The organism is Novosphingobium sp. BAM6 (assembly GCF_057784955.1).
In genome coordinates this window covers 456,089-475,471 of the sequence record NZ_JBYNTR010000001.1, presented here as the reverse complement: position 1 = coordinate 475,471, position 19,383 = coordinate 456,089, and the positions used below count along the sequence as shown (strand labels likewise).

16 protein-coding genes are annotated in these 19,383 nt (G+C 65.5%); 9 read left to right on the top strand and 7 right to left on the bottom strand.

From position 1 onward, the window contains the following. The first annotated feature begins 237 nt into the window (after nucleotides 1-237). The 4 genes from AC3EC3_RS02300 to AC3EC3_RS02285 all read left to right on the top strand — a co-directional run bounded on the left by AC3EC3_RS02300 (nucleotide 238) and on the right by AC3EC3_RS02285 (nucleotide 4,342). A complete protein-coding gene (locus AC3EC3_RS02300) occupies nucleotides 238-1,497 on the top strand; it encodes an MFS transporter (protein WP_488488082.1) in 1,260 nt (419 codons plus the stop codon). A gap of 172 nt (nucleotides 1,498-1,669) precedes the next feature. Beyond that, nucleotides 1,670-2,155: a VOC family protein gene (locus AC3EC3_RS02295; RefSeq protein WP_488488081.1), complete on the top strand. Its 486-nt coding sequence runs from the start codon at nucleotides 1,670-1,672 to the stop codon at nucleotides 2,153-2,155. Nucleotides 2,156-2,352: 197 nt separating this feature from the next. Continuing rightward, nucleotides 2,353-3,459: an acetamidase/formamidase family protein gene (locus tag AC3EC3_RS02290; RefSeq protein WP_488488080.1), complete on the top strand. Its 1,107-nt coding sequence runs from the start codon at nucleotides 2,353-2,355 to the stop codon at nucleotides 3,457-3,459. A gap of 70 nt (nucleotides 3,460-3,529) precedes the next feature. After that, a complete protein-coding gene (locus tag AC3EC3_RS02285) occupies nucleotides 3,530-4,342 on the top strand; it encodes a TauD/TfdA dioxygenase family protein (RefSeq protein ID WP_260921462.1) in 813 nt (270 codons plus the stop codon). Between the two features lie 188 nt (nucleotides 4,343-4,530). Here the strand turns inward: AC3EC3_RS02285 and AC3EC3_RS02280 are convergent, their stop codons facing one another. From AC3EC3_RS02280 to AC3EC3_RS02265, 4 genes are all read right to left on the bottom strand, one after another. Next, the gene (locus tag AC3EC3_RS02280; RefSeq protein ID WP_488488079.1) at nucleotides 4,531-6,891 is read right to left on the bottom strand and encodes an acetamidase/formamidase family protein; all 2,361 of its coding nucleotides are present in this window, start codon (nucleotides 6,889-6,891) and stop codon (nucleotides 4,531-4,533) included. A 152-nt stretch (nucleotides 6,892-7,043) separates the two neighbouring features. Then, nucleotides 7,044-8,438, bottom strand: a complete 1,395-nt coding sequence (locus AC3EC3_RS02275; protein ID WP_488488078.1) for a zinc-binding metallopeptidase family protein — start codon at nucleotides 8,436-8,438, stop codon at nucleotides 7,044-7,046. 119 nt (nucleotides 8,439-8,557) lie between these two features. Further along, the gene (locus AC3EC3_RS02270) at nucleotides 8,558-9,223 is read right to left on the bottom strand and encodes a cysteine hydrolase family protein (RefSeq protein ID WP_488488077.1); all 666 of its coding nucleotides are present in this window, start codon (nucleotides 9,221-9,223) and stop codon (nucleotides 8,558-8,560) included. An 11-nt stretch (nucleotides 9,224-9,234) separates the two neighbouring features. After that, nucleotides 9,235-10,359, bottom strand: a complete 1,125-nt coding sequence (locus AC3EC3_RS02265; RefSeq protein WP_488488076.1) for an LLM class flavin-dependent oxidoreductase — start codon at nucleotides 10,357-10,359, stop codon at nucleotides 9,235-9,237. Between the two features lie 214 nt (nucleotides 10,360-10,573). Between AC3EC3_RS02265 and AC3EC3_RS02260 the strand changes: the two genes are divergently transcribed. Then, nucleotides 10,574-11,404 (top strand): oxidoreductase, encoded by an 831-nt coding sequence (locus AC3EC3_RS02260; protein WP_488488075.1) that lies wholly within the window; start codon nucleotides 10,574-10,576, stop codon nucleotides 11,402-11,404. Between the two features lie 177 nt (nucleotides 11,405-11,581). Here AC3EC3_RS02260 and AC3EC3_RS02255 read toward each other — a convergent pair whose 3' ends face one another. Further along, entirely contained in the window at nucleotides 11,582-12,430 is an 849-nt protein-coding gene (locus AC3EC3_RS02255) for a DODA-type extradiol aromatic ring-opening family dioxygenase (RefSeq protein ID WP_488488074.1), read from the bottom strand. Nucleotides 12,431-12,642: 212 nt separating this feature from the next. Here AC3EC3_RS02255 and AC3EC3_RS02250 point away from each other — a divergent pair, with 212 nt between their 5' ends. Continuing rightward, nucleotides 12,643-13,959: an MFS transporter gene (locus AC3EC3_RS02250; RefSeq protein ID WP_488488073.1), complete on the top strand. Its 1,317-nt coding sequence runs from the start codon at nucleotides 12,643-12,645 to the stop codon at nucleotides 13,957-13,959. Nucleotides 13,960-14,008: 49 nt separating this feature from the next. On the opposite strand, the gene AC3EC3_RS02245 is transcribed toward AC3EC3_RS02250, so the two are convergent. After that, complete coding sequence (locus tag AC3EC3_RS02245; RefSeq protein ID WP_488488072.1) at nucleotides 14,009-14,917, bottom strand: ribokinase; 909 nt, start codon at nucleotides 14,915-14,917, stop codon at nucleotides 14,009-14,011. A 217-nt stretch (nucleotides 14,918-15,134) separates the two neighbouring features. Here AC3EC3_RS02245 and AC3EC3_RS02240 point away from each other — a divergent pair, with 217 nt between their 5' ends. The 3 genes from AC3EC3_RS02240 to AC3EC3_RS02230 all read left to right on the top strand — a co-directional run bounded on the left by AC3EC3_RS02240 (nucleotide 15,135) and on the right by AC3EC3_RS02230 (nucleotide 18,379). Continuing rightward, nucleotides 15,135-16,373 (top strand): aromatic ring-hydroxylating oxygenase subunit alpha, encoded by a 1,239-nt coding sequence (locus tag AC3EC3_RS02240; RefSeq protein ID WP_488488071.1) that lies wholly within the window; start codon nucleotides 15,135-15,137, stop codon nucleotides 16,371-16,373. Next, a complete protein-coding gene (locus tag AC3EC3_RS02235; RefSeq protein WP_488488070.1) occupies nucleotides 16,370-17,368 on the top strand; it encodes a helix-turn-helix domain-containing protein in 999 nt (332 codons plus the stop codon). The genes AC3EC3_RS02240 and AC3EC3_RS02235 overlap by 4 nt, the downstream gene beginning before the upstream one ends. Nucleotides 17,369-17,554: 186 nt before the next feature. Beyond that, nucleotides 17,555-18,379, top strand: a complete 825-nt coding sequence (locus AC3EC3_RS02230; protein WP_488488069.1) for a prephenate dehydrogenase/arogenate dehydrogenase family protein — start codon at nucleotides 17,555-17,557, stop codon at nucleotides 18,377-18,379. Between the two features lie 3 nt (nucleotides 18,380-18,382). Here the strand turns inward: AC3EC3_RS02230 and AC3EC3_RS02225 are convergent, their stop codons facing one another. Further along, entirely contained in the window at nucleotides 18,383-19,228 is an 846-nt protein-coding gene (locus tag AC3EC3_RS02225) for a TauD/TfdA dioxygenase family protein (RefSeq protein ID WP_260927674.1), read from the bottom strand. Nucleotides 19,229-19,383 lie beyond the last annotated feature (155 nt).

Genomic DNA, 19,383 nt, shown 5'->3' with positions numbered 1-19,383 from the left:
TTCTGATACGGCGCGTCATTTACATGCGCTTACAACTTCCCGCATGCTAGTGAAAATTTGGTATTCTATCAGTTGTGTAGCAGTTTCTTTGCCGCCCCCTGTCGCGCGGGCCGTCAAGTCTTGCGGCGCGCGCCATCAAGAGCACGCGCGCCTTGCATGAGATTGTGCAATTGCAACATGAGGCGATTCACGCCACGTAATACCCATGCCCCGCCAGCGGCCCTTTCAGGAGTTTCCATGCCCCGTTCGACACTCGTGATGTTCGCGGCCTCACTGGGCTTCTTCTTCGTGACCGCGACAACCTTCACCTCGCTGGGGTATGAGCTGTACACCATGGCACCGCAGCTGGGCTGGTCGCAGGCGGCGGCCGGCTTCAGCTTCTCGCTGCTGGGCCTTGCCTGCGGCCTTGGCAGTCCGCTTGTGCCGGTACTGATGAAGACGATCGGTTCGCGCCTGACAATGGTGGCGGGAAGTCTCGTCCTGTCAGCGGGCTTCTTCATCGCCGCCTCGGTCCACAGCCTTGCGCTGTTCTATGTCGCAACGACCCTGATGGGCGTGGGTTTCTCTCTGGTGGCACCCGCCCCTGCGGTCGATCTGCTGGCAAACTGGTACGGCAGCAAATCCGACCGGATGATCGGCTTCTACTTCATGTTCGGCGCTGCCGGCGGTATCGCCGGTCCGCAGATCGTCAATGCGATCTTCACCGCAACCGGGGACTGGCGCCTGAACTGGTCGATCATGGGCGTCGGCTCTCTGCTGCTGGCGCTTGTCTGCCTGCTGTGCGTGCGCGACCGCCGCGCTGAAGACGAAACCGCTGCCGCCTCTGACGCTCCTGTCCACAAGACCTCGGCCTGGACGGTCCGCATGGCGCTGCGCAGCCCGGCATTCCTGCTGATCGCAGCGATCATCACGGTCGTGCAGATGGCCGTAACCTCGCTGCATTCGCTGCTGGTGACGCACATCGCACACCTTGACGGCAGCGGCAGCCGCGGCGCACTGGCGATGAGCCTGATCGCGCTGGCCGGTGCCGGTGCCAAGGGCGTTACCGGCTCGATCTGCGAGAAGGTCGATCCCAAGGCCATCCTGGTGACCGGACTTGGCGTGCAGACCTGCGCGATGCTGGCGCTCTGGGCCACCGGGTCAGACCTTGTGGCGACGGGCGCGGCCATGGTTTTCGGCCTTGGCTGGGGCCTGGCATGGCTCTCGGCGCACATCCTGATCCTGCGTTACTTCGGACCACGCATCGCAGGTGACATGGTTGCCATGGCCACCACCGCGACCACTGTCGCCGTGCTCGGCCCGGTGGGTGCAGGGCGCGTTGCCGACGTGACCGGCAGCTATGCTCCGGCGCTGCTGGTCTTCGCCATCCTGCTCGGCATCACCATGATCGCTGCGCTGCTGTTTCTGCGCGCGCCAAAGCGGGTAAACGCCGATGTTCCGGCGGACGGCGAAAGCCTTGGCGAAGCGCTGTCCTCAACGATGATCGCGGCCGAATAACCTTCCAAGAACCTGCAGCGAATCCCCGACAGCCCGGCCGCTTGTGCCGGGCTTTTTTGCATCCCCCACGCGCTGGCGATCAACAGTTCATGCGCGACCGGGCGCGAGCGCTCCGCCCGGCTGAGCTAGGCCGAAGCAGCACCGCAACGCCAGCAAAGGGACACCGCTCGCGATGACCAACACCCTGATCTTCGTCGATTTCGCCACCGACGATCCCGCCGCCGCAGGGGAATTCTATGCCGAAGTCTTCGGCTGGGAGAACGACGCACGCCCGCACGGCATCTATCACCGCATGGTCCCCGGCGGTTTCTTCCAGCACAAGGACGGCACCGACAGCCAGATCGGCAACCTGCACTTCGGCGTGTTCGACGCGAAGAATGCAAGGCCCCACCCCAATCCCGAAGGCGTAGAACCGCGCACGCTCTCCACCGATGGCCGCAAGGCGCGCATCTGGGTGCTGGTGAGCGACGACGACGATCCCGAGCGCATCCTGTCCACCGCCGAGAAGCTGGGCGGCAAGGTCCTGTGGCGCAACCATTACTGGGCCGAGTTCAACGGCTACAACGCCGCCTTCGCAGATCCGTGGGGCAACGAGATCCTGCTGTGGATCAAGGCTGGCGAGAACCCGCAGATCCCCGCCGATTTCACGCGCGAATAAGGTGTCAAGCCGGCGCGAAACCCGCCCGATGGAGCACGCACGACAACTTGTTGTGCGCGCCCCCGCAAGACCGGAAACGCGCTTCGCATAGCCTGAAACCGCCACAAGCACACGCGACACAGAACGGCACCTAACGGGGGTAGAGCGGCCTGCAGATCCTGCACAGGCCGCCCCGGTGTCCGCCCACAGGAGTTCAGATGGCCACGTCCAGCCTTTCCCCCGCCCCCACCGGCGCTCCGCTTCGCGAAGCCGTCAAGCCGAGCGCGCTGCATCACCTGCGGGCCACGCCCGAGACCATCCACTGGGGCTACTTCTCGCCGGAAGTTCCGCCCGCGCTCAAGGTCAAGAGCGGCGACCTGGTGATGGCGCAGGCCGTCACCCACCATGCAGGCGACGATCCGGACCTGATGTTCGACGACGACATCCGCCGCATCTTCACCGAGGTCGATCCCGCCACCCGCGCACCGGGCTGCCACATCATGACCGGGCCGATCTATGTCGAGGGTGCGGAACCCGGCGACATGCTGGAAGTGCGCTATTTCCAGATGACGCCGCGCTTCAACTATGGCTCGAACCTGCAGGCCGAATGGGGGCATCTGTACAAGGAATTCGGCGAGACCGAGCGCGTCACAATCTACAAGCTCGATCCTGTCGCCAATACCGCCAGCGCGCTCTATGCCTACGATATCGAAGGCAAATACGGCACACCGGGCCGCATCACCCAGTGCCCGACCTGCGACCGTTCGCCCGCGCTTCCCGGCATCACCGTGCCCGCACGGCCGCACCTTGGCACCGCAGGCGTGGCGCCTGCCGTCAACGAGCCGGTCAGCACGATTCCCCCCGGCCTGCACGGCGGCAACATCGACAACTGGCGCATCGGCGCGGGTGCGACGATGTTCTACCCGGTGCAGGTCAAGGGCGGCCTGTTCTCGATCGGCGATCCGCACATCAGCCAGGGTGACGGCGAGATCAGCGGCACCGCCATCGAGGCCTCGCTCGACGTGCTGTTCCAGATCATCGTGCGCAAGGACTTCCAGTTCCCCTCGCCACTGCTGGAAACGCCCGACTACTGGATCGTCCACGGCTTCGGCGAGGATCTGGATCAGGCGATGAAGTGCGCCTCGGTGGACATGCTCCACCTGCTGACCGAGCATCAGGGTCTTTCGCGCCATGACGGCTATTCGCTGATGAGCGTCGCCGCCGACTTCGGCGTGACGCAGGTCGTCGATGGCACACAGGGCATTCACTGCAAGATCGAACGCCGCATCTTCCCCGAGAAGGGCGTGTTCAAGGATCCTGCATAAGCTACAAGATTTCCCGCGACGGGCCCCCAGCCCCCGTCGCGGGAAAACCTCTGAAGAGGACGAGGAAAGCGTGGAATACGAGACCATCGAAGTCCGCCCCATGACCCGCCGCATCGGCGCGGAAATCTTCGGCGTCGACCTGACCCGCCCGCTCGGCAACCAGACCTACGCCGAAGTGCGCGAGGCGCTGCTGCGTCATCAGGTGATCTTCTTCCGCGATCAGCAGATCGACCACGACGCGCACAAGGCCTTCGGCGCCGCCTTCGGCCCGCTGGCGATCCACTCGGCAGTAAAAGGCATCGACGGCTACCCGGAAATCGTCGCCATCCATGCCGACGAAAACAGCAAGTTCGTGGCGGGCGAGGACTGGCACTCGGACCTGTCATGCAACGAGGAACCGCCGCTCGGATCGATCCTCTACATGCACACCCTGCCGTCCGATGGCGGCGATACGCTGTTCGCCAGCATGTACGATGCTTATGAAGCGCTGTCCCCGGCGATGAAGGCCTTCCTCGATCCGCTGACGGCAGTGCATGACGCCAATCCGGTCTACAAGGCGCTGTTTCCCGACGATCCGCGCACCTATCCGTGCAACACTCACCCGGTGATCCGCACCCATCCCGAGACCGGGCGCAAGCTGCTCTTCGTCAATTCCTCGTACACCACGAAGATCGCCGAGCTGGAGCCGGGCGAGAGCAAGGCCGTGCTCGAATATCTGTTCCAGCATGTGAAGAACCCGAACTTTCAGGTCCGCTTCCGCTGGCAGAAGCACTCCATCGCCTTCTGGGACAACCGCTGCACCCAGCACTTCGCCACCTGGGACTATTTCCCCGACGTCCGTTCAGGCTACCGCGTAACGGTGGCGGGAGACCGTCCGTTCTGACGCGTTAGAGACAAAGCCCTTCGGGTCGCATCGCGGGGCTTCTGGAAGTTGCGTTGACCGGATTCCCGCCTTCGCGGGAATGACGAGGTAGTGGCTGGGAAAGACGACGCCAGATCATACCTCCGCGTTTCGTCATTCCCGCGAAGGCGGGAATCCAGATGCGCGAGCCTCTCCGCCAGCCGCCTCCATCACCCCGTGAACAGCGCCTTGCGGATCACCGCGTGGACGCCGTAGTTGCCGTTCACCACCTGGCTTACCCCGAAGTCCACGCCGACCGAGAGGAGCGAGATCGCCTCGTCCTCGGTCAGTTGCTTGGTGGTCATCAGGAAGCGGCGGGCCTTGCGGAAGGCGTCCCGCATCGCGGCGTCCAGCGAACTTTGCTTGTAGACCTCGCTCTGCGCGTCCTCGCCCAGTTCCTTGAGGTAATCGGGATGGCTGAAGCCCATCACCACCCATTCGGTGTCGGTCTCGATCAGAGGATAATCGACATCGCGCAACGGCCCGGTCAGGTCCGCCGCGCGGTGATGGACGATCTGGATCAGCCCGGTCATCGAACACTCGATGGCCGTGCCGCACAACTCGCTATCCCCTTGCGAGGCATGGGGATCGCCGAGCGACAACAGCGCGCCTGCCACCTGCACCGGCAGGAAGATGCGTGAGCCGGGGCCGGTGCGCCAGTTGTCGAGATTGCCGCCGAACGAGGCAGGCGGCACCGAGTCGACAAGGCCGCTATGCGCGGGCGCCACCGCGATCACGCCGAAGTGCGGGCGGATCGGGATCTCGACATCGCGCAGGATGTCGTAGTTGCGCTCGATGGTGTCGGGATCGACCGGCACGCCGGGGTAATCGTAGCGTTCGTGGACCACGCCCGAGGGATCGGTCTGCGGCGTCCAGCGATAGGAATAGACGGCGTGGGCGGTAGGGATGCGCCCGCCTGCGGCCTCGACCTCGTAGATCGTCACAACCTCGCGCATACGCGGCTCGGTGAGCAGATCCTGAAAATGGAAGCCCCAGTAGGTTGCCGCGTTCGAGCCGAACGACTTGCCCGCATAGCGCGAGTTGCCGCTGGGCCGGGGTTTCAGATCGAGCACGCGCACTTCGACGAGATCGCCCGGCATTGCGCCGTCAATGGCGATGGGCCCGGTGCAGATATGCACGCCGAAGCCCTCGCCCGCGCCGCGTCCGAAAGCGGAAGCGTCCATCGGCCCCGCGCCGCGCCGCTCGATGGTCTTGCCGTGCTCGTCCCAGTGATAGACGCTCTCGACGCCGGGATCGCCCTCGACCATGCGCTCGGGATCGTCGTTGGCGTGGTGGGTCAGCGTCTCGATAGTGACGAAATCGCCCGAGCACACGGTCAGCGCTGGCTTCAGGTTGCGGCTGAAGTAGCCCCAGTGGACGTTCTCGGGCGTCGCGGGCAGCACATGGTGGCGGCTGGCCGCCGGATGGACCGGCAGGCGCGTAGGCACGGCATCGGGCGCCGGAACCGTCGCTTCGTCGGCGATATCCTCCACTGCATCAAGGAGGCCATCGTCGGCCGGCAGACCATCGTCCTCCCGCGCAGCGCTGGCGCGGCGGGCGGGCCTTCCACGGCGCAGGGTCTTGGTCTCTTCAAGCGCTTCGGCAGGCGCCTTGCGGTATTCGCGCGGGGAAATGCCGTACTGCTCGCGAAAGGCGCGGCTGAACGAGGCGCTGTCGTTGAAGCCCCATTCGAACAGGATGTCCGAAATCGACTTCTGGACGTGGAGTGGGCTGCGCAGGTCCAGACGGCAGCGTTCAAGGCGGCGCACCTTCACGTAGTGTCCGAAGCTGTCGTTGATCGATTCGAACAGCTTCTGGAGATAACGCGGCGAGATGCCATGCTCGGCGGCGACCATCTGGTAGTTGAGATTGGGGTCGGACAGGCGGATCTCGATGGTCTGGAAAATGCGCTCCAGCAGCGCCGCGCGCATGCCTGCCGCGCCGCCCATCGCCTTGGGCGGGGCATTGTCCAACAGTGCCGTGACGAGGAATTCGGGGAACGCCAGTTCGACCGGGCGGGCCTGATCGGGCGTGATATCGCTGATCGCGTCGGTCAGAGAGCGCAGCATGCCGCCGAACACGCGCGCTGCGCCGCCATCGGTCGCGATCTTGCGCGGGGCACTGCCGATCGGCCCTTTCAGGCGCTGGCTGATCTCGCTGTGCGGCACCTGCACGACAAGACTGCGGTTATCTCCCGAGAAGGCGAAATGAACCGGCGTGTCCCCCTTTCCGCAGATGATGTCGCCATCGCCCATCGTCAGGGCCTGTGTGCCATCGCGCACGCTGGCCTGTCCATCGAGCACCATGACCAGCCAGTAGGTGGCGGGCTGGTCGCGGAAATCGACCGACCAGCTCTGCGCGGTGCCGGTCACGCGGGTAAAGGCGATGTCGGTGCCCGAACGGAACTGGATCAGCTCGCCATAGAGCGTCGTCTCGTCCACCTCGTCGAGCGTGATCGACAGGCGTTTGAGCGCGAAACGCCAGGCATCGCGGCGCTGCTCCTTGGGGTAGACGTTCGTCGTTATGCGCAAGCGCTTATCATCCCGGTATGTCTGCGCACCCTGCACCCGATATGGCCGCTCGGATCGACGCGGCGGCCTTGGCGCAGGGTCTATCGAGCGCTCATGACGCCGACAAGACCTCTTTCGGTACCGCCCGGTTCGTAAAACCGAAGCCCCCCGATTCAGAACGGGGACTCGTTGTCGCCATAGACGCTGGTCGGCCCATTGCCGACCGGACCGCCCTCGGCACGGCCGCAGATCGCCAGCATCGTCAGCGCATAGACGAGCGCGCTGGAAGCAAGGTCGGCACCGGTCGGGCGCCAGCGCGGCATGCCGGTGGTGACGGCGGGAATCCGGTGCATGTTGAACACGTTGTGATCGCGCCACATGCTGGAATAGACCGGGTGCGCGGGCTGCAGTTCCTCGCCCCGCGCCAGCTGCGTTGCGGCGGCGACCGCACCGACCAGCGGCGCGACTTCGGCAGGGTTCGCCTCGAAGCCGTGGCGCACGACCACCGGCTCCACCTCGAAGCCCGCAAGGTCGAGCCCGCGCATGGCATCGGTGATCCCGTGCATCGCCTCGGCTGCCTTGCGACGGGGGCTGAGCGAGACCTCGATATAGAGCGCGCAGACCTCGGTGCCCGCGCCGAAGTCGATCGGCATGCCGCCGCGCACCGAGGCGATCTGGACCTTGGGATGGATCGCGCCGCTGGCCGTCTCCATCACGCTCTCGCGTTCCCAGTCCTGGCCCCAGGCGTGGAGCGCGTCGATCACCGCACCCAGACGATAGATCGGGTTGGGATGCTCGGCGGCGAACTCGGGCGCTTCGAGGATAGGGGTGAACATGCCCTGCCCGAAAATCGAAACCTTGAAGAGCGCATAGCCGCAACCCTGCCAGGTCAGGCCGAAGTCGGTGCCTTCCGCCGCGATCGCATAGTCGGGCGCGACACCGCCATGGTGGAACAGGTAATGCGCACCGATATCCTTGCCATTGTAGGCGATACCGGAGAATTCCTCGATCGGCTCGGGACCGATCTCGCCGGGACAGGCGGTGATCCAGGTCTTGCCCGCGAGCGCGATTCCGGCCTTCTTCAGCGCCTTGGTGGCGATCAGGAAGCACGACATCGGCCCGCGATCGTTGCTGACCGGGTAGCCGCGCAAACGCCCTTCCTCGTCGAGCCAGCACTTCGACCATTCCGGGTCCGCCAGCGTGCTCTCGCGGTAGCGGAACCTGTCATGCTCAGCCATGCCGCTGGGGCTTTCGGTATCGAGATGCGCGGTGAACAGCAGGTTCGCGCCGCCGCCGTGTACCGGAATGCCCTGCCCGCCGTATTCTCCGATCACATTGGGCCGCTCAGGTGTCGCGCCGACCAGTCGCGGTCGGAAGCCTTCCGCCTTCATCCAGTCATGCACATGCATCGCCGCGGCCAGTTCCTCGCGCGAGCGGCTGGGGATGTTGCCCAGCGTCAATGCCAGTTCGACCAGTTCGTCGGTATCGATAGCCGCCGCGATGGCGGCGCGCTCCTCCTCGCTGACCGTGTAGGGCGCAAGAGTGGGATCGGCGAAAGGCTGGGTCATGATTACTCCTTTGATCCGCTCTCGCGGATAGGCGGCACCGGCCCGCGCCCCCACCCACCACCTTTAGACTACTGACGTCGGGTGGTGGGTAGGGGCGCGGGCCGGTGCCGCATCTCAAACTAACGCCACGCCGCGATCACATCGGCGCTGGTGGTCAGCAGCCCGATGTTCTTGCGCAGCACATCGAGCGTACCTGCATGCAGTGCCGGTTCGTAGGCGGCGCAGGCATCGCTGGCGAGGAACACGTTGTAACCGAGGTGGAACGCGGTGCGCGCCGTGCAGTCGACACAGCACTCTGTCGTGATGCCGGTCATCACCACGGTGTCGATCCCGCGCGCTTTCAGCTGTGCATCGAAATCGGTGCCGGAGAAGGCATCGAACAGCAGCTTTTCGATCTCGATGTCGCCGGGCTCGGGGAACAGGCGCCAGTAGTCCTCACCGCCGGAACCTGCGCGACAGATCGCCTCGCCGCCCGCCTCACCGCGCCGTTCCATCAGCAGCTTGAGCGCCCGACTGTCACTGTCCGGACGGGTGACGACCCGCAGGAAGGCGATGCTCGCCCCGGCCTTGCGCGCCGCCGCGATCATCGGCTCGATCCGCTCGATGGCGGCATGCGCAGGCGCCAGATCGACGCCGAACGAGCCGATCAGGCCTTCGGGCGCGGCAAAGTCCACCTGAATGTCGACAATGACGAGCGCGGTGCGCGCCGGATCGAGCATCGGTGGCAGGTCCACGCCCGCGACATGCGGCAGGCTCTCGACCGAGGCGATGGTAAGGTCGGTCATGGCGCCGGACCTCAACCGTGGCTCGGCACGTTGATGCGTCCGGGGAACCGCTCACGCAGCACCGGGAGCACCTTTTCACCGAAGATCGGGATCCCGGTGTGATAGTCGGGGAAGATCAGCATCAGCCCATCGGTCTCGGCCTGCTCGAACAGTTCGGTCAGTTGCTCGATCACGCTCTCGGGCGTACCGAGCGCGGCAGAGGTCATGAAGGTGGAGCGCGCCTTGCGGGTGAAGTCGTTCTCCTTGCCGATTTCGGCATCGAGGAAGCCGTAGGCGCGCATCATGCCGTGCAGCGCCTCTTCGTCGAGCCCCTCGCGGAAGTGCGCGGCCTGTGCCTGCGCGGCTTCGTCGGTTTCGCCGAAGACCACGGTCATCATCGAATAAGTACGGACCGCACGGCCCAGTTCGGCGGCATCGGCCTTGGCGGCCCGGCTTGCCTCGCCCAGCGACTTGGCATCGGCGCCGGACAGGAAGATCGCGTCCATTTCCTTTGACGTGAAGCGCATGCCCTTCTTCGAGGAGCCGGCGCACACGAGGAACGGACGCTTTTCGGGCTTGGGCCAGGAATGGCAGTCTTCCAGCTGGAAGTACTTGCCGTTCATCGTCACCGAATCCTCGGTCCACAACCGCTTGATCGCGCTGATCCATTCCTGCGCCAGATCATAGCGGCCATCGTGGTCGACATCATCGGGCCAGGCGCCCATCTGCGAGAATTCGCCCTTGTACGAACCCGTCACGACATTGAGGCCCGCGCGCCCTTTCGACACCTGATCGAGCGTCGCCATCATCTTGGCGACGACGGCAGGGTTCTGAAGGATGGTATGGATCGTGGTCCACACCTTCACCTTGCTGGTCACTTCGGCCAGCGCCGCCATCAGCACCACCGGGTCCAGCGAATGCTCCCAGTGCTGGGTTTCGCCGCCGTAGCCGCGAAACTTCGACATCGACATCACGAAGTCCAGCCCCGCTTCTTCGGCGAGCACCGCGCACTGGCGGTTGTAGGCATAGGAGCCGTCCAGTTCGGGCTTGTTCTTCGAGAGAATCCAGCCCCCGTTGGCGACCGGCAGGAAGATGCCAAGATCCTTGCCGCCATGGTCGGACGGCATTCCGAAGGGGGTCTGTTCAAACTGGGTCATTTTGGTCTCCCTCGGAAAAACGGCATCCGGCTCTCTGATCTGGCAGCATAAGCCTTCACAGGCACGCTTCTTGACTCGAAACGCCCGTTCTGTTGCGCAAGGCCTTGTTGCACCATGCGCCCGTCTACAACAAATGCAGGCGGATGAGGCAAGATCGCACCGGTTCGCTCGCCTAGCCTTTTGCACGACAAGCTCGTCACGGGAGACACGTTTCATGACCACCTGGCTCATCACCGGCATCGGCAACGGCCTCGGCCGCGAACTCGCCAAGGCAGCGCTCGCGCGCGGCGATACCGTCGTCGGCACCAGCCGCCGCAGCGAGGATGCCGAATTCCTCGCCCTCGCCCCCGGCCGCGCGCACCTGATCGCGCTGGATCTCAAGGAAGAGGCCGCCGTCACCGCTGCCCTCGCCGAGGCCGAAGCGCTGACCGGCGGCATCGACGTGCTGGTCAACAACGCAGGCTACGGCATGCTCGGCGCGATCGAGGAAGTCTCGCTGGACGAGGCGCAGGCGCTGTTCGACGTCAACGTCTTCGCGCCCCTGCGAGTGATCCGCGCGGCACTTCCCGCGATGCGTGCCCGCAAGGCGGGACATATCATCAATGTCACCTCGGTCAGCGGCCATGCGCCCTGGGCGGGCACCGGCATCTACGGCGCCAGCAAGTACGCCTTCGAATGCATCGGCCAGACTTTGGCGCAAGAGGTCGGCCCGCTCGGCATCAAGGTGATGAACGTCGCGCCCGGCGGCCTGCGTACCGACTTCGCGGCAGGCGGGCTTGCCCTGTCAGAAACGGTGATCCCCGATTACGACGCAACCGCCCATGTCGCGCGCCGGATGCTCACGGCAGGTGCCGGTCAGGAAAAGGGCGATCCGGCCCGCGCTGCCGCCGCGATCCTCAAAGCCCTCGATGCGCCCGAGCCACCGCTGCACCTGTTCCTGGGTGCAGACGCGCTGCACTACGCCGAGGATCAGCACGCCTTCGTGGGCCAGCAGATGGCCGACTGGAAGGACGTGTCGCTCTCGATCGCGTTCGAGGACGCCTGAACGCTCTTCCCTTGCCTCCCCATGTCGTCATTCCCGCAAAGGCGGGGATGACGACTGTCAGGATATAATCCCAAAAAGAAGGCCCGCCGCCGACCGGGAGGAGTACCGGACGGCGGCGGGCCTTTCAGCGTGCCGGTCACGCGCGCTTCCACCTGCGAAGCGCACGTGACCGGCGGTTCAGCCGAAGCGATAGGCGGACACGTCCGCCATCATGACGTTATCGGTGAAGACGCGCGCGCCCGCCTCTCCGGCACCGGCGCCCACCGCCACCATCAGCGGCAGCAGGTGTTCCTCGCGCGGGTGCGAGGCGCGACCGGCAGGTGCCTCGGCCCAGCGCGCCAGCATGGCCTCGCGCTGCTCGGGCGAAGAGGTCAGCGTGTCCGTCAGCCAGGCATCGAAGATCGCCGAGGGCTGCTTGGCCGCAGGGGTGCGGAACGCGCGCATGTTGTGGAAGCTCATGCCCGAGCCGACGATCATCACGCCTTCTTCGCGCAGGGCGGCCAGCGCCTTGCCTGCCGCGATATGCTCTGCCGGATCGAGGTCGGACTTGAGCGAGAGGGTCACGACCGGGATTGAGGCGTCCGGCTCGATCAGCAGGAACGGCACGAAGACGCCGTGGTCATAGCCGCGCGCCGGGTCGATCTTCACCGGCAGCCCGGCGTCCGCCAGCAGCCCGGCAACACGGTTCGCCAGCGCCGGGGCGCCCGGTGCCGGATACTTCAACTCATAGGTATGCGGCGGAAAGCCGTAGTAATCGTAGATCATCCCCGGCGTCTCGGCGGTAGAGACGGTGAACGCCTGCTCTTCCCAGTGCCCCGAGATGATCAGGAACGCCTTGGGTCGCTCCGGAAGCGTGTCGAGCAAACCGCGCAGCCACGCGGCCGTCTTGTCCCAGGTGTCGGCGGGACCGCCCATGACCGACCAGTCCATGAAGAAGCAGGGGCCGCCACCGTGCGGGATGAAGAAGCTGGGCATCCGGGTGCCCGTCCGGGCTTCACTGGTCTGGCTCACCGTATCGACGGTCATGGCAATGTCGTCCTGTCGCTTGGATTGAAAGGCGCGAGACATGTCGCGCCGACCCGTTCTGTTGACCTGCGGATTTTCGGCAAACAGGCGCTCCGGCGCAAGTCCCATGACTTGATCGTGCGCGCTCGAAAACTTGGAAAACCGAGGAATCGCTTGGGATAACGGCCCTTCCCGACATTTAATCATGGTCAAGGACACGCAGGAGACCTGCCATGACATCACGCCCCATCAGCCGCGCCTCTTCAGCCTCCGCTTCGGCCCCCACTTTGGCCAGCGCCACCAAGGTCGCGATCGCTGCCACTGTCGGCAATACCGTATGCCTGACCGCCGCCATCAGCGCGACCTTCGGCACGTTCCTCGTGCCCATCGCGCAGGACTTCGGCTGGCCGCGCGCGCAAGTGTCGGGCACGCTTGGCCTGATCGCGCTGGTCTCCGCCGTCGCCTATCCGCTGATCGGCCGGGCGATCGACCGCATCGGCGCGAGGCCCCTGCTGATCGGCGGCAACCTTGCGCTGGGCGTGCTGATCCTGCTGCTCTCGCGCGTACCGGCGAACACCACGCTGTTCTATCTCCAGTTCGCGCTGATGGGTCTGGCCGGTGCGACCTGTGCGACGCCGATGATCTCCAAGGTCGTGTCCAACTGGTTCGATGGCCGCCGCGGCCTGATGCTCGGCCTCACCGCAGGCCTTGGCAATGGCCTCGGCGCTACGCTGCTGCCGATCGTCGCGGGTATCCTGCTGCCTATGATCGGCTGGCGCGATACTTATGCGGTGCTCGGCCTGATCGTGCTGGCGCTGGGCGCACCCGTCCTGATCGCCTTCCTGCGCGATGCCCCCGAATGCAGCATCGACAGCGAAAGCCCCGCGGCTCCGACCACCGGCATGTCCTTGCGAGAGGCCGCTGGCACGGCCCGCTTCTGGATCATGCTGATCGCAGTGGCGGCAGGTGCAGGCGGCATGACCGCCGTGTTCACCCACGTCGTGCCGATGATGACCGATCGCGGCTTTGGCCTTACCGAAGCGACCGGCGTGATCGCGATCTTCGCGCTTGTCACCGCCAGTTGGCAGATCGTCACCGGTGCCATGCTCGACAAGGTACGCAGCCCGCTGCTGATCGTACCGATGTTCGCCTCGGCCATCGCCGGACTGCTGCTGCTCGAATTCGGCAAGGGCATGATGGAAACCAGCGCCGCGGGCGTGATGCTGGGCATCGGCATGGGTGCCGAATATGCCGCCCTGCCCTACTTCGCCTCGCGTTACTTCGGACTGCGCAGCTACGGCAGCATCATCGGCGCGATGTATTCCGCCGTCATCATCGCACAGGGTGCCACCCCCGCGCTGATGGACATGAGCTTCGATGCCAGCGGCTCCTACGCCCATTCGGCCATCGCCATCTGCGGCGTGCTGGGCGGGGCGATGCTGTTGCTGTTCTTCCTCCCGAGCCTTGGCAAGGCGGAAGCCGGGGAAGGTACGGCGATTTCGCATGAACCCGAAATGGGCTCCGGCCTCGCGCTCGCCGCCAGCGCCTGAAAAGAACACCCCTTGCGCGAGAGGATAGCTCCCCGCGCAAGGGCTCACCTCATCCCACCAGCGCGTCCACTTCTGCCCGCATCGGCATCGAGGGCGCCGCGCCCTTGCGACCTACTGAAAGCGATGCCGCCGCGTTGGCATAACGCAGCCCCGCTTCCATCCCGATCCCCAGATCGATGCACGCGGCCAGTACGCCGCAGAAGCAGTCTCCCGCGCCGCTGGTATCGACCACTTCGGGCGCCGCGAAGGCCGGTGCGAACACGATATCCTCGGACGTCACCAGAGCGCTGCCGCCTGCCCCCAGCGTCACCACCACCGACTGATCGGCGCGAGTGAGCAGCTGCCGCACCACACCCAGATCCTCGACACCCTGCGGCTCGCTGTCGAGGCCGAGGAAGTCCGCGCACTCGCTCTGGTTGACGATCAGCACATCGACCAGCGGGAACAGTCGCACCGCCTCGGGCACCGCAGGCGCGGCATTGAGAATCCGCGTGAGGCCCGCCGCCCGCTCGCTGGCGAACAGCCGCTCGATCTCGGCGATGTCCACTTCGTTCTGGACCAGCAGCACACGCGTTTCGGTGTCGATCGCCTGCCATGCCGCTTCAGGACGAGCGCGCAGATTGGCGCCGGGCACGACCGCGATCATGTTCTCGCCCGCCGGTTCGATCAGGATCGTTGCCCGCCCGCTCGGCACGTCGGCAAGCACATCGAGCGCGGAGACATCGACACCTTCGTCCATCAGCGCGCCGCGCAGCATCGCGCCTTCGGCATCGTTACCGATGGCTCCTGCCATGCGCGTCCCGGCCCCGAAGCGCGCGGCGGCAACGGCCTGGTTAAGCCCTTTGCCGCCTACCGCCATGTCGACCCCGGTCGTCAGCAGCGTCTGGCCCCAGGCCATCCGCGCAGGCAGGCGCAGTGCCGTATCGTGGTTGAGCGATCCGAAGACGACGACACTCATGCAGGCACTCTCCCATTGGAAACGATGGTTCATCCCTGCCATCGGCGCGCCCTGCAAGGCTTGATCTCCAGTGCCGTTTTGCTTGGCACCGCTCGCCGGGGCGGGAGGCGCACGCGGGCAAGTTTGGGGGTCCAGCCGATCAAGACCGCAGGTCTGCTTCACGATAGCATCCGGGTCATACGATCAAGCCGCAACGGCACCACAAGGGACTTTCGCCATGACCAGAGCAACCAACGGCGGCCGCATGCCAGACAGTTTCTTCGATTCGCTCGCCGCTTCGGCGCAGGAGATCGATACTGCCTGCACCCTGCCCCCGGAATGCTACACGGGCGCCGATTTCTACGAGTTCGAGAAAGACGCGCTCTACATGCGCGAATGGCTGTGCGTGGGCCGCGAATCGTTCATCCCCAATCCGGGCGACTTCTTCACCACCACCATGGTGGGCGAGCCGGTAATCGTCTCGCGCACGCAGGCCGGAGAGATCGCGGCCATGTCCGCCGTGTGCCAGCACCGCGCGATGCTGGTGGCGGAAGGCAGCGGCAATGCACGCGGCTTCCTGTGCCCTTACCACCACTGGAGCTACGCGCTCGACGGGCGCCTCGTCGCGGCGCCCGCGATGAGCAAGACCTGCAATTTCGACAAGACCGCCAACAGCCTGCCGCGCTTCAAGGTGGAGCTGTGGCTGGGCTTCATCTTCATCAACTTCGACCAGAACGCCGCACCGCTCGCCCCGCGCCTTGCCGAGGTGGAAAAGGCCATCGCCGGTTACGACCTTGCCAATGCCGAAGGCCCGCGCCCCGGTCCTGCGGATGTCCATCCGTGGAACTGGAAGGTGATGTTCGAGAACAACAACGACGGCTATCACGCCAGCCGCCTGCACGCCGGGCCGCTGCATGACTTCGTGCCCTCGGGCAAGGCCGAGTTCCCCGAAAGCGATCCCGCCGATGCCGGCTTCCTGCGGTACAACGGCACGCTCCATAAGGATGCCAGCTTCAACGCCACCCAGCGTGCGGTGCTGCCCGTGTTCCCCGGCCTGTCGGAAGAAGCGCGCAACCGCTTCACCTTCGCCAACGTGCCGCCCTCGCTCAGCCTGGTGATGACCAGCGACATGGTGATCTACCTGATCCTGCGCCCCAACGGCCCGGAATCGCTGGAGATGGATACCGGCCTGCTGTTCGCCCCCGGCGCGATGGAAGACCCGACCTTCGAGCACAAGCTCGACATGAACATGCGCGCCACCTCGCATATCATCGCGCAGGATTTCCACGTCGACGAACTGGTGCAGGTCGGCCTGCGTTCGCGCTTCGCCCCGCGCGGCCGCTATTCCTGGCAGGAAGGCGCACAGGTCCAGTTCAACAAGTGGCTGGTCAAGCGCTACCTCGAAGCGCGGGACGGCGGCCCGGCAGTGCCCGCCCCACTGCCCGTCGAACCAAAGGTCGGCGTGCTCGCAGGTTGAGCCGGTCCGGAGACGACAGCCGCCGGGTGACGGGCGAAAGCCCGGCTTGGCGGCTGGACACGACGCAACTGCCTGAACGCGAACGCACCGCCGCATGGGTCGATGCGATGGCACGGTTGCGCCTGCCGCTGGTGCGCCCGCTGCACGATGCGCCGATGGCGGGGACGGTCACCGTGCTCCAGTCCCCCATCGGCCTGCATTTCGCCCGGCTGGAATCCGGCGCCCTGACCATCGAGGGGCGGTCCGAGCAGCAGGCCGAGGGGCTGTGGCTGGCGGTCGTGCTGGAAGGCGAGGCGCAACTCTCCGGTCCGGGTATCGCGCTGGAGATCGGTTGCACGCAACTGGTGCTCGGCGTCAACCGCGTGGCCTCCAGCCTTTCGTTTTCAGACCGTTACCGCCTGCTCCTCGTGCAGTTTCCCGCCATTGCCGTGGCCCCGCGCCTGCTCGCCGCGCCCGGTGCGCCGCTGCTGGGGATCGATGCGAGGCTCGGCAGCGCGGCGGTGTTCCGCGCGATGCTGGCCGCCGTGGGCGAGCGACTCGACGATCTCGACACCGAGGCGCTGCGCCCGATCGAGCTTGCCGCAATCGAGTTCCTTGTCGCCACCCTGGCCGCACAGGGCGGGCAGCAGGCGCGCGGCGGCGCGGACGGTGCCCGCGCGGCGCTGCTCCAGCGCATCCTGCAACGCCTCGAAACGCTGCTCGGCCAGAGCGACCTGACGATGAGCACGCTGGCGCAGGACGCCGGGATCTCGCCGCGCTATCTGCGGAGGTTGCTCTCCGCGCAGGATCTGAACTTTGCGCAAGTGCTGCGCGAACGGCGACTGGCGCGCTGCCATGCCGATCTTATCAGCCCGCTGCACGCCCAGCTCTCGGTCTCCGAGATCGCCTTTCGCTGGGGCTTCAACGATGCCGCACACTTCTCGCGCGCGTTCCGCTCCCGCTATGGTCTGAGCCCGCGCGAGCACCGGCGCGGCGGTGGACGGAGCGCGGATTGACAGCGCCTGCGCGGCAGATTACCCACCACGGCATGGCAAGCACCCTTCCCTTCGTGAAGTCCTATTACCGCCGCTGATCGGCGGTGGGTTCCTTGTCATCCTTCAACCGCTGCGTGACCGGCGGTTGACCTTTACCAAGACGATCTTCCGGCCCGCGCGACGCTCTTTTCCAGAGGTCATAGCATCATGCCGAGTTCGCCTTCTCCCTCACGCGCCCGCCCCCATTCCCGGATCACGCTGGGGCTGTTCGGCTATGGTGCCTTCGGTCGCCTGATCGCCGCCCACCTGCGCGATCACTGCGATCTGCGGATCGTCGATCCGGTCCATCCGCAAGCCTCTCCGCAAGAGGCTGCTGCCAGCGACATCGTGGTGCTCGCCGTGCCGGTCCCTGCCATCGGGGAAGTATGCCGCACGATTGCACCGCACTTGCGCCCCGGTACGCTGGTGATCGATGTCGGCTCGGTGAAAGTGCTTCCCGCCGAGGCGATGCTGCGCGAACTGCCGCAGGATATCGACGTGCTCGCCACGCATCCCCTGTTCGGCCCACAGAGCGCGCGCGACGGCCTTGCCGGTCATCGCCTCGTGCTGTGCCCGCTGCGAGGCCGCCGACATGTGCGCATCGCCGCGTTCCTGCGCCGGGTGCTGGGGCTGCGCACGCTGTTCTCGACACCGGAGGCACACGACCGCGAGATGGCGCTGACGCAAGGTCTCGTCCACCTGATCGCAGGCGCTTTCGCGCGGCTCGATCTGGCGCCGGGACGCTTCTCGACCCGCAGCTTCGACCTGCTGGCGCAAGCGAGCGCGATGGTCTCCGGCGATGCACCCGACGTCGCTCGCGCCATCGCCTGCGACAATCCCTTCGCCGAAAGCGCCCGCGCAGCCTTTATGGCCGCGCTTGTCGAACATGCCGACGATCTCGCCGACCCCAGACATACGAAGACCGGGCCGACTATCGTCGCCCGGCCTTCGTTTTCAGGCGATCCCGAAGGGCTTCTCGTCCTCAGTCCGTAAGGCTCAGTAGGGCTTGTCACCCTTCACCCACAGGCGGTGCATGGTGCGGTAATACTTGGTGTCGTCGAAGCCGGTGCCGGTGTGCAGCGTGCAGCGGTTGTCCCACATCAGCACGTCGCCGACCTGCCAGTCGTGCGTGTAGACGAACTTGTCCTGCGTGCCGAACTCGACCAGTTCGTCGAGCAGGGCCAGATCTTCGGGATCGTCCTGACCGATGATCTTCTTGACGGTGCCGGTCGAGACCCACAGTGCCTTGCGGCCATCGGCCGGATGCGTGCGGATCAGCGGGTGGATCACATCGGGGTTCTCGGCCAGCAGTTCGGGCGTCAGCTCCATCTTGGCTTCGAGGCGATGCACCATGAAGTGCTCCCAGCTGTGATGCAGGGTCAGCTTCTGGAGTTCTTCCTGACGCTCCGCCGGAAGCGCGTCATAGGCCGCGACCATGTCCGCCAGCATCGTCTGGCCGCCTTCCTCGGGCACTTCCACGCTGTAGAGCATGGTGCACATCACCGGCTCTTCCTTGTAGGAATAGTCGGTGTGCCAGCCCACGCCGTCGCGGTGGCTGCCGATGCGGTTGGACAGAATGTAGATCTTCTCGAACCCGTCCATCACGAAAGCCTTGTTCGTGTGATCCTCGGCCTCACCGAACATCGAGACGAAGCGCACCAGATCGCCTGGTTCCATCGACTGGCCGCGCAGCAGGATCGCGCCCGAATGATGGAACTCGTCGACCACGGCTTTCAGCGTATCCTCGTCGGCGCTGGCGAGATCGACGTCATGGATCACCGCGCCGAAATTGATATCGTCACGGAAAGGCGTTGTGCGAAGGCGCGGGAGGGTATCGGTCATGGCGGTCCATTCCTTACAGCATCTATGCCCCTTGGTCTAAGCCAGAGCACCCCTGCCCGTCTTGTTTCCATCGGCCCGAGGTCTTGACCGTTCGCGTCCCGATCCTGCCCCATGCCCCGCTCCATGACACGCAATGCAAGACTGGCGGCGCGAGC

Excerpts from the sequence above, each read along its gene's own strand:
- AC3EC3_RS02300 (WP_488488082.1), top strand. The coding sequence starts at position 238 with ATGCCCCGTTCGACACTCGTGATGTTCGCGGCCTCACTGGGCTTCTTC.
- AC3EC3_RS02295 (WP_488488081.1), top strand. The coding sequence starts at position 1,670 with ATGACCAACACCCTGATCTTCGTCGATTTCGCCACCGACGATCCCGCC.
- AC3EC3_RS02290 (WP_488488080.1), top strand. The coding sequence starts at position 2,353 with ATGGCCACGTCCAGCCTTTCCCCCGCCCCCACCGGCGCTCCGCTTCGC.
- AC3EC3_RS02275 (WP_488488078.1), bottom strand. The coding sequence starts at position 8,438 with ATGACCCAGCCTTTCGCCGATCCCACTCTTGCGCCCTACACGGTCAGC.
- AC3EC3_RS02270 (WP_488488077.1), bottom strand. The coding sequence starts at position 9,223 with ATGACCGACCTTACCATCGCCTCGGTCGAGAGCCTGCCGCATGTCGCG.
- AC3EC3_RS02265 (WP_488488076.1), bottom strand. The coding sequence starts at position 10,359 with ATGACCCAGTTTGAACAGACCCCCTTCGGAATGCCGTCCGACCATGGC.
- AC3EC3_RS02260 (WP_488488075.1), top strand. The coding sequence starts at position 10,574 with ATGACCACCTGGCTCATCACCGGCATCGGCAACGGCCTCGGCCGCGAA.
- AC3EC3_RS02255 (WP_488488074.1), bottom strand. The coding sequence starts at position 12,430 with ATGACCGTCGATACGGTGAGCCAGACCAGTGAAGCCCGGACGGGCACC.
- AC3EC3_RS02250 (WP_488488073.1), top strand. The coding sequence starts at position 12,643 with ATGACATCACGCCCCATCAGCCGCGCCTCTTCAGCCTCCGCTTCGGCC.
- AC3EC3_RS02245 (WP_488488072.1), bottom strand. The coding sequence starts at position 14,917 with ATGAGTGTCGTCGTCTTCGGATCGCTCAACCACGATACGGCACTGCGC.
- AC3EC3_RS02240 (WP_488488071.1), top strand. The coding sequence starts at position 15,135 with ATGACCAGAGCAACCAACGGCGGCCGCATGCCAGACAGTTTCTTCGAT.
- AC3EC3_RS02230 (WP_488488069.1), top strand. The coding sequence starts at position 17,555 with ATGCCGAGTTCGCCTTCTCCCTCACGCGCCCGCCCCCATTCCCGGATC.
- AC3EC3_RS02225 (WP_260927674.1), bottom strand. The coding sequence starts at position 19,228 with ATGACCGATACCCTCCCGCGCCTTCGCACAACGCCTTTCCGTGACGAT.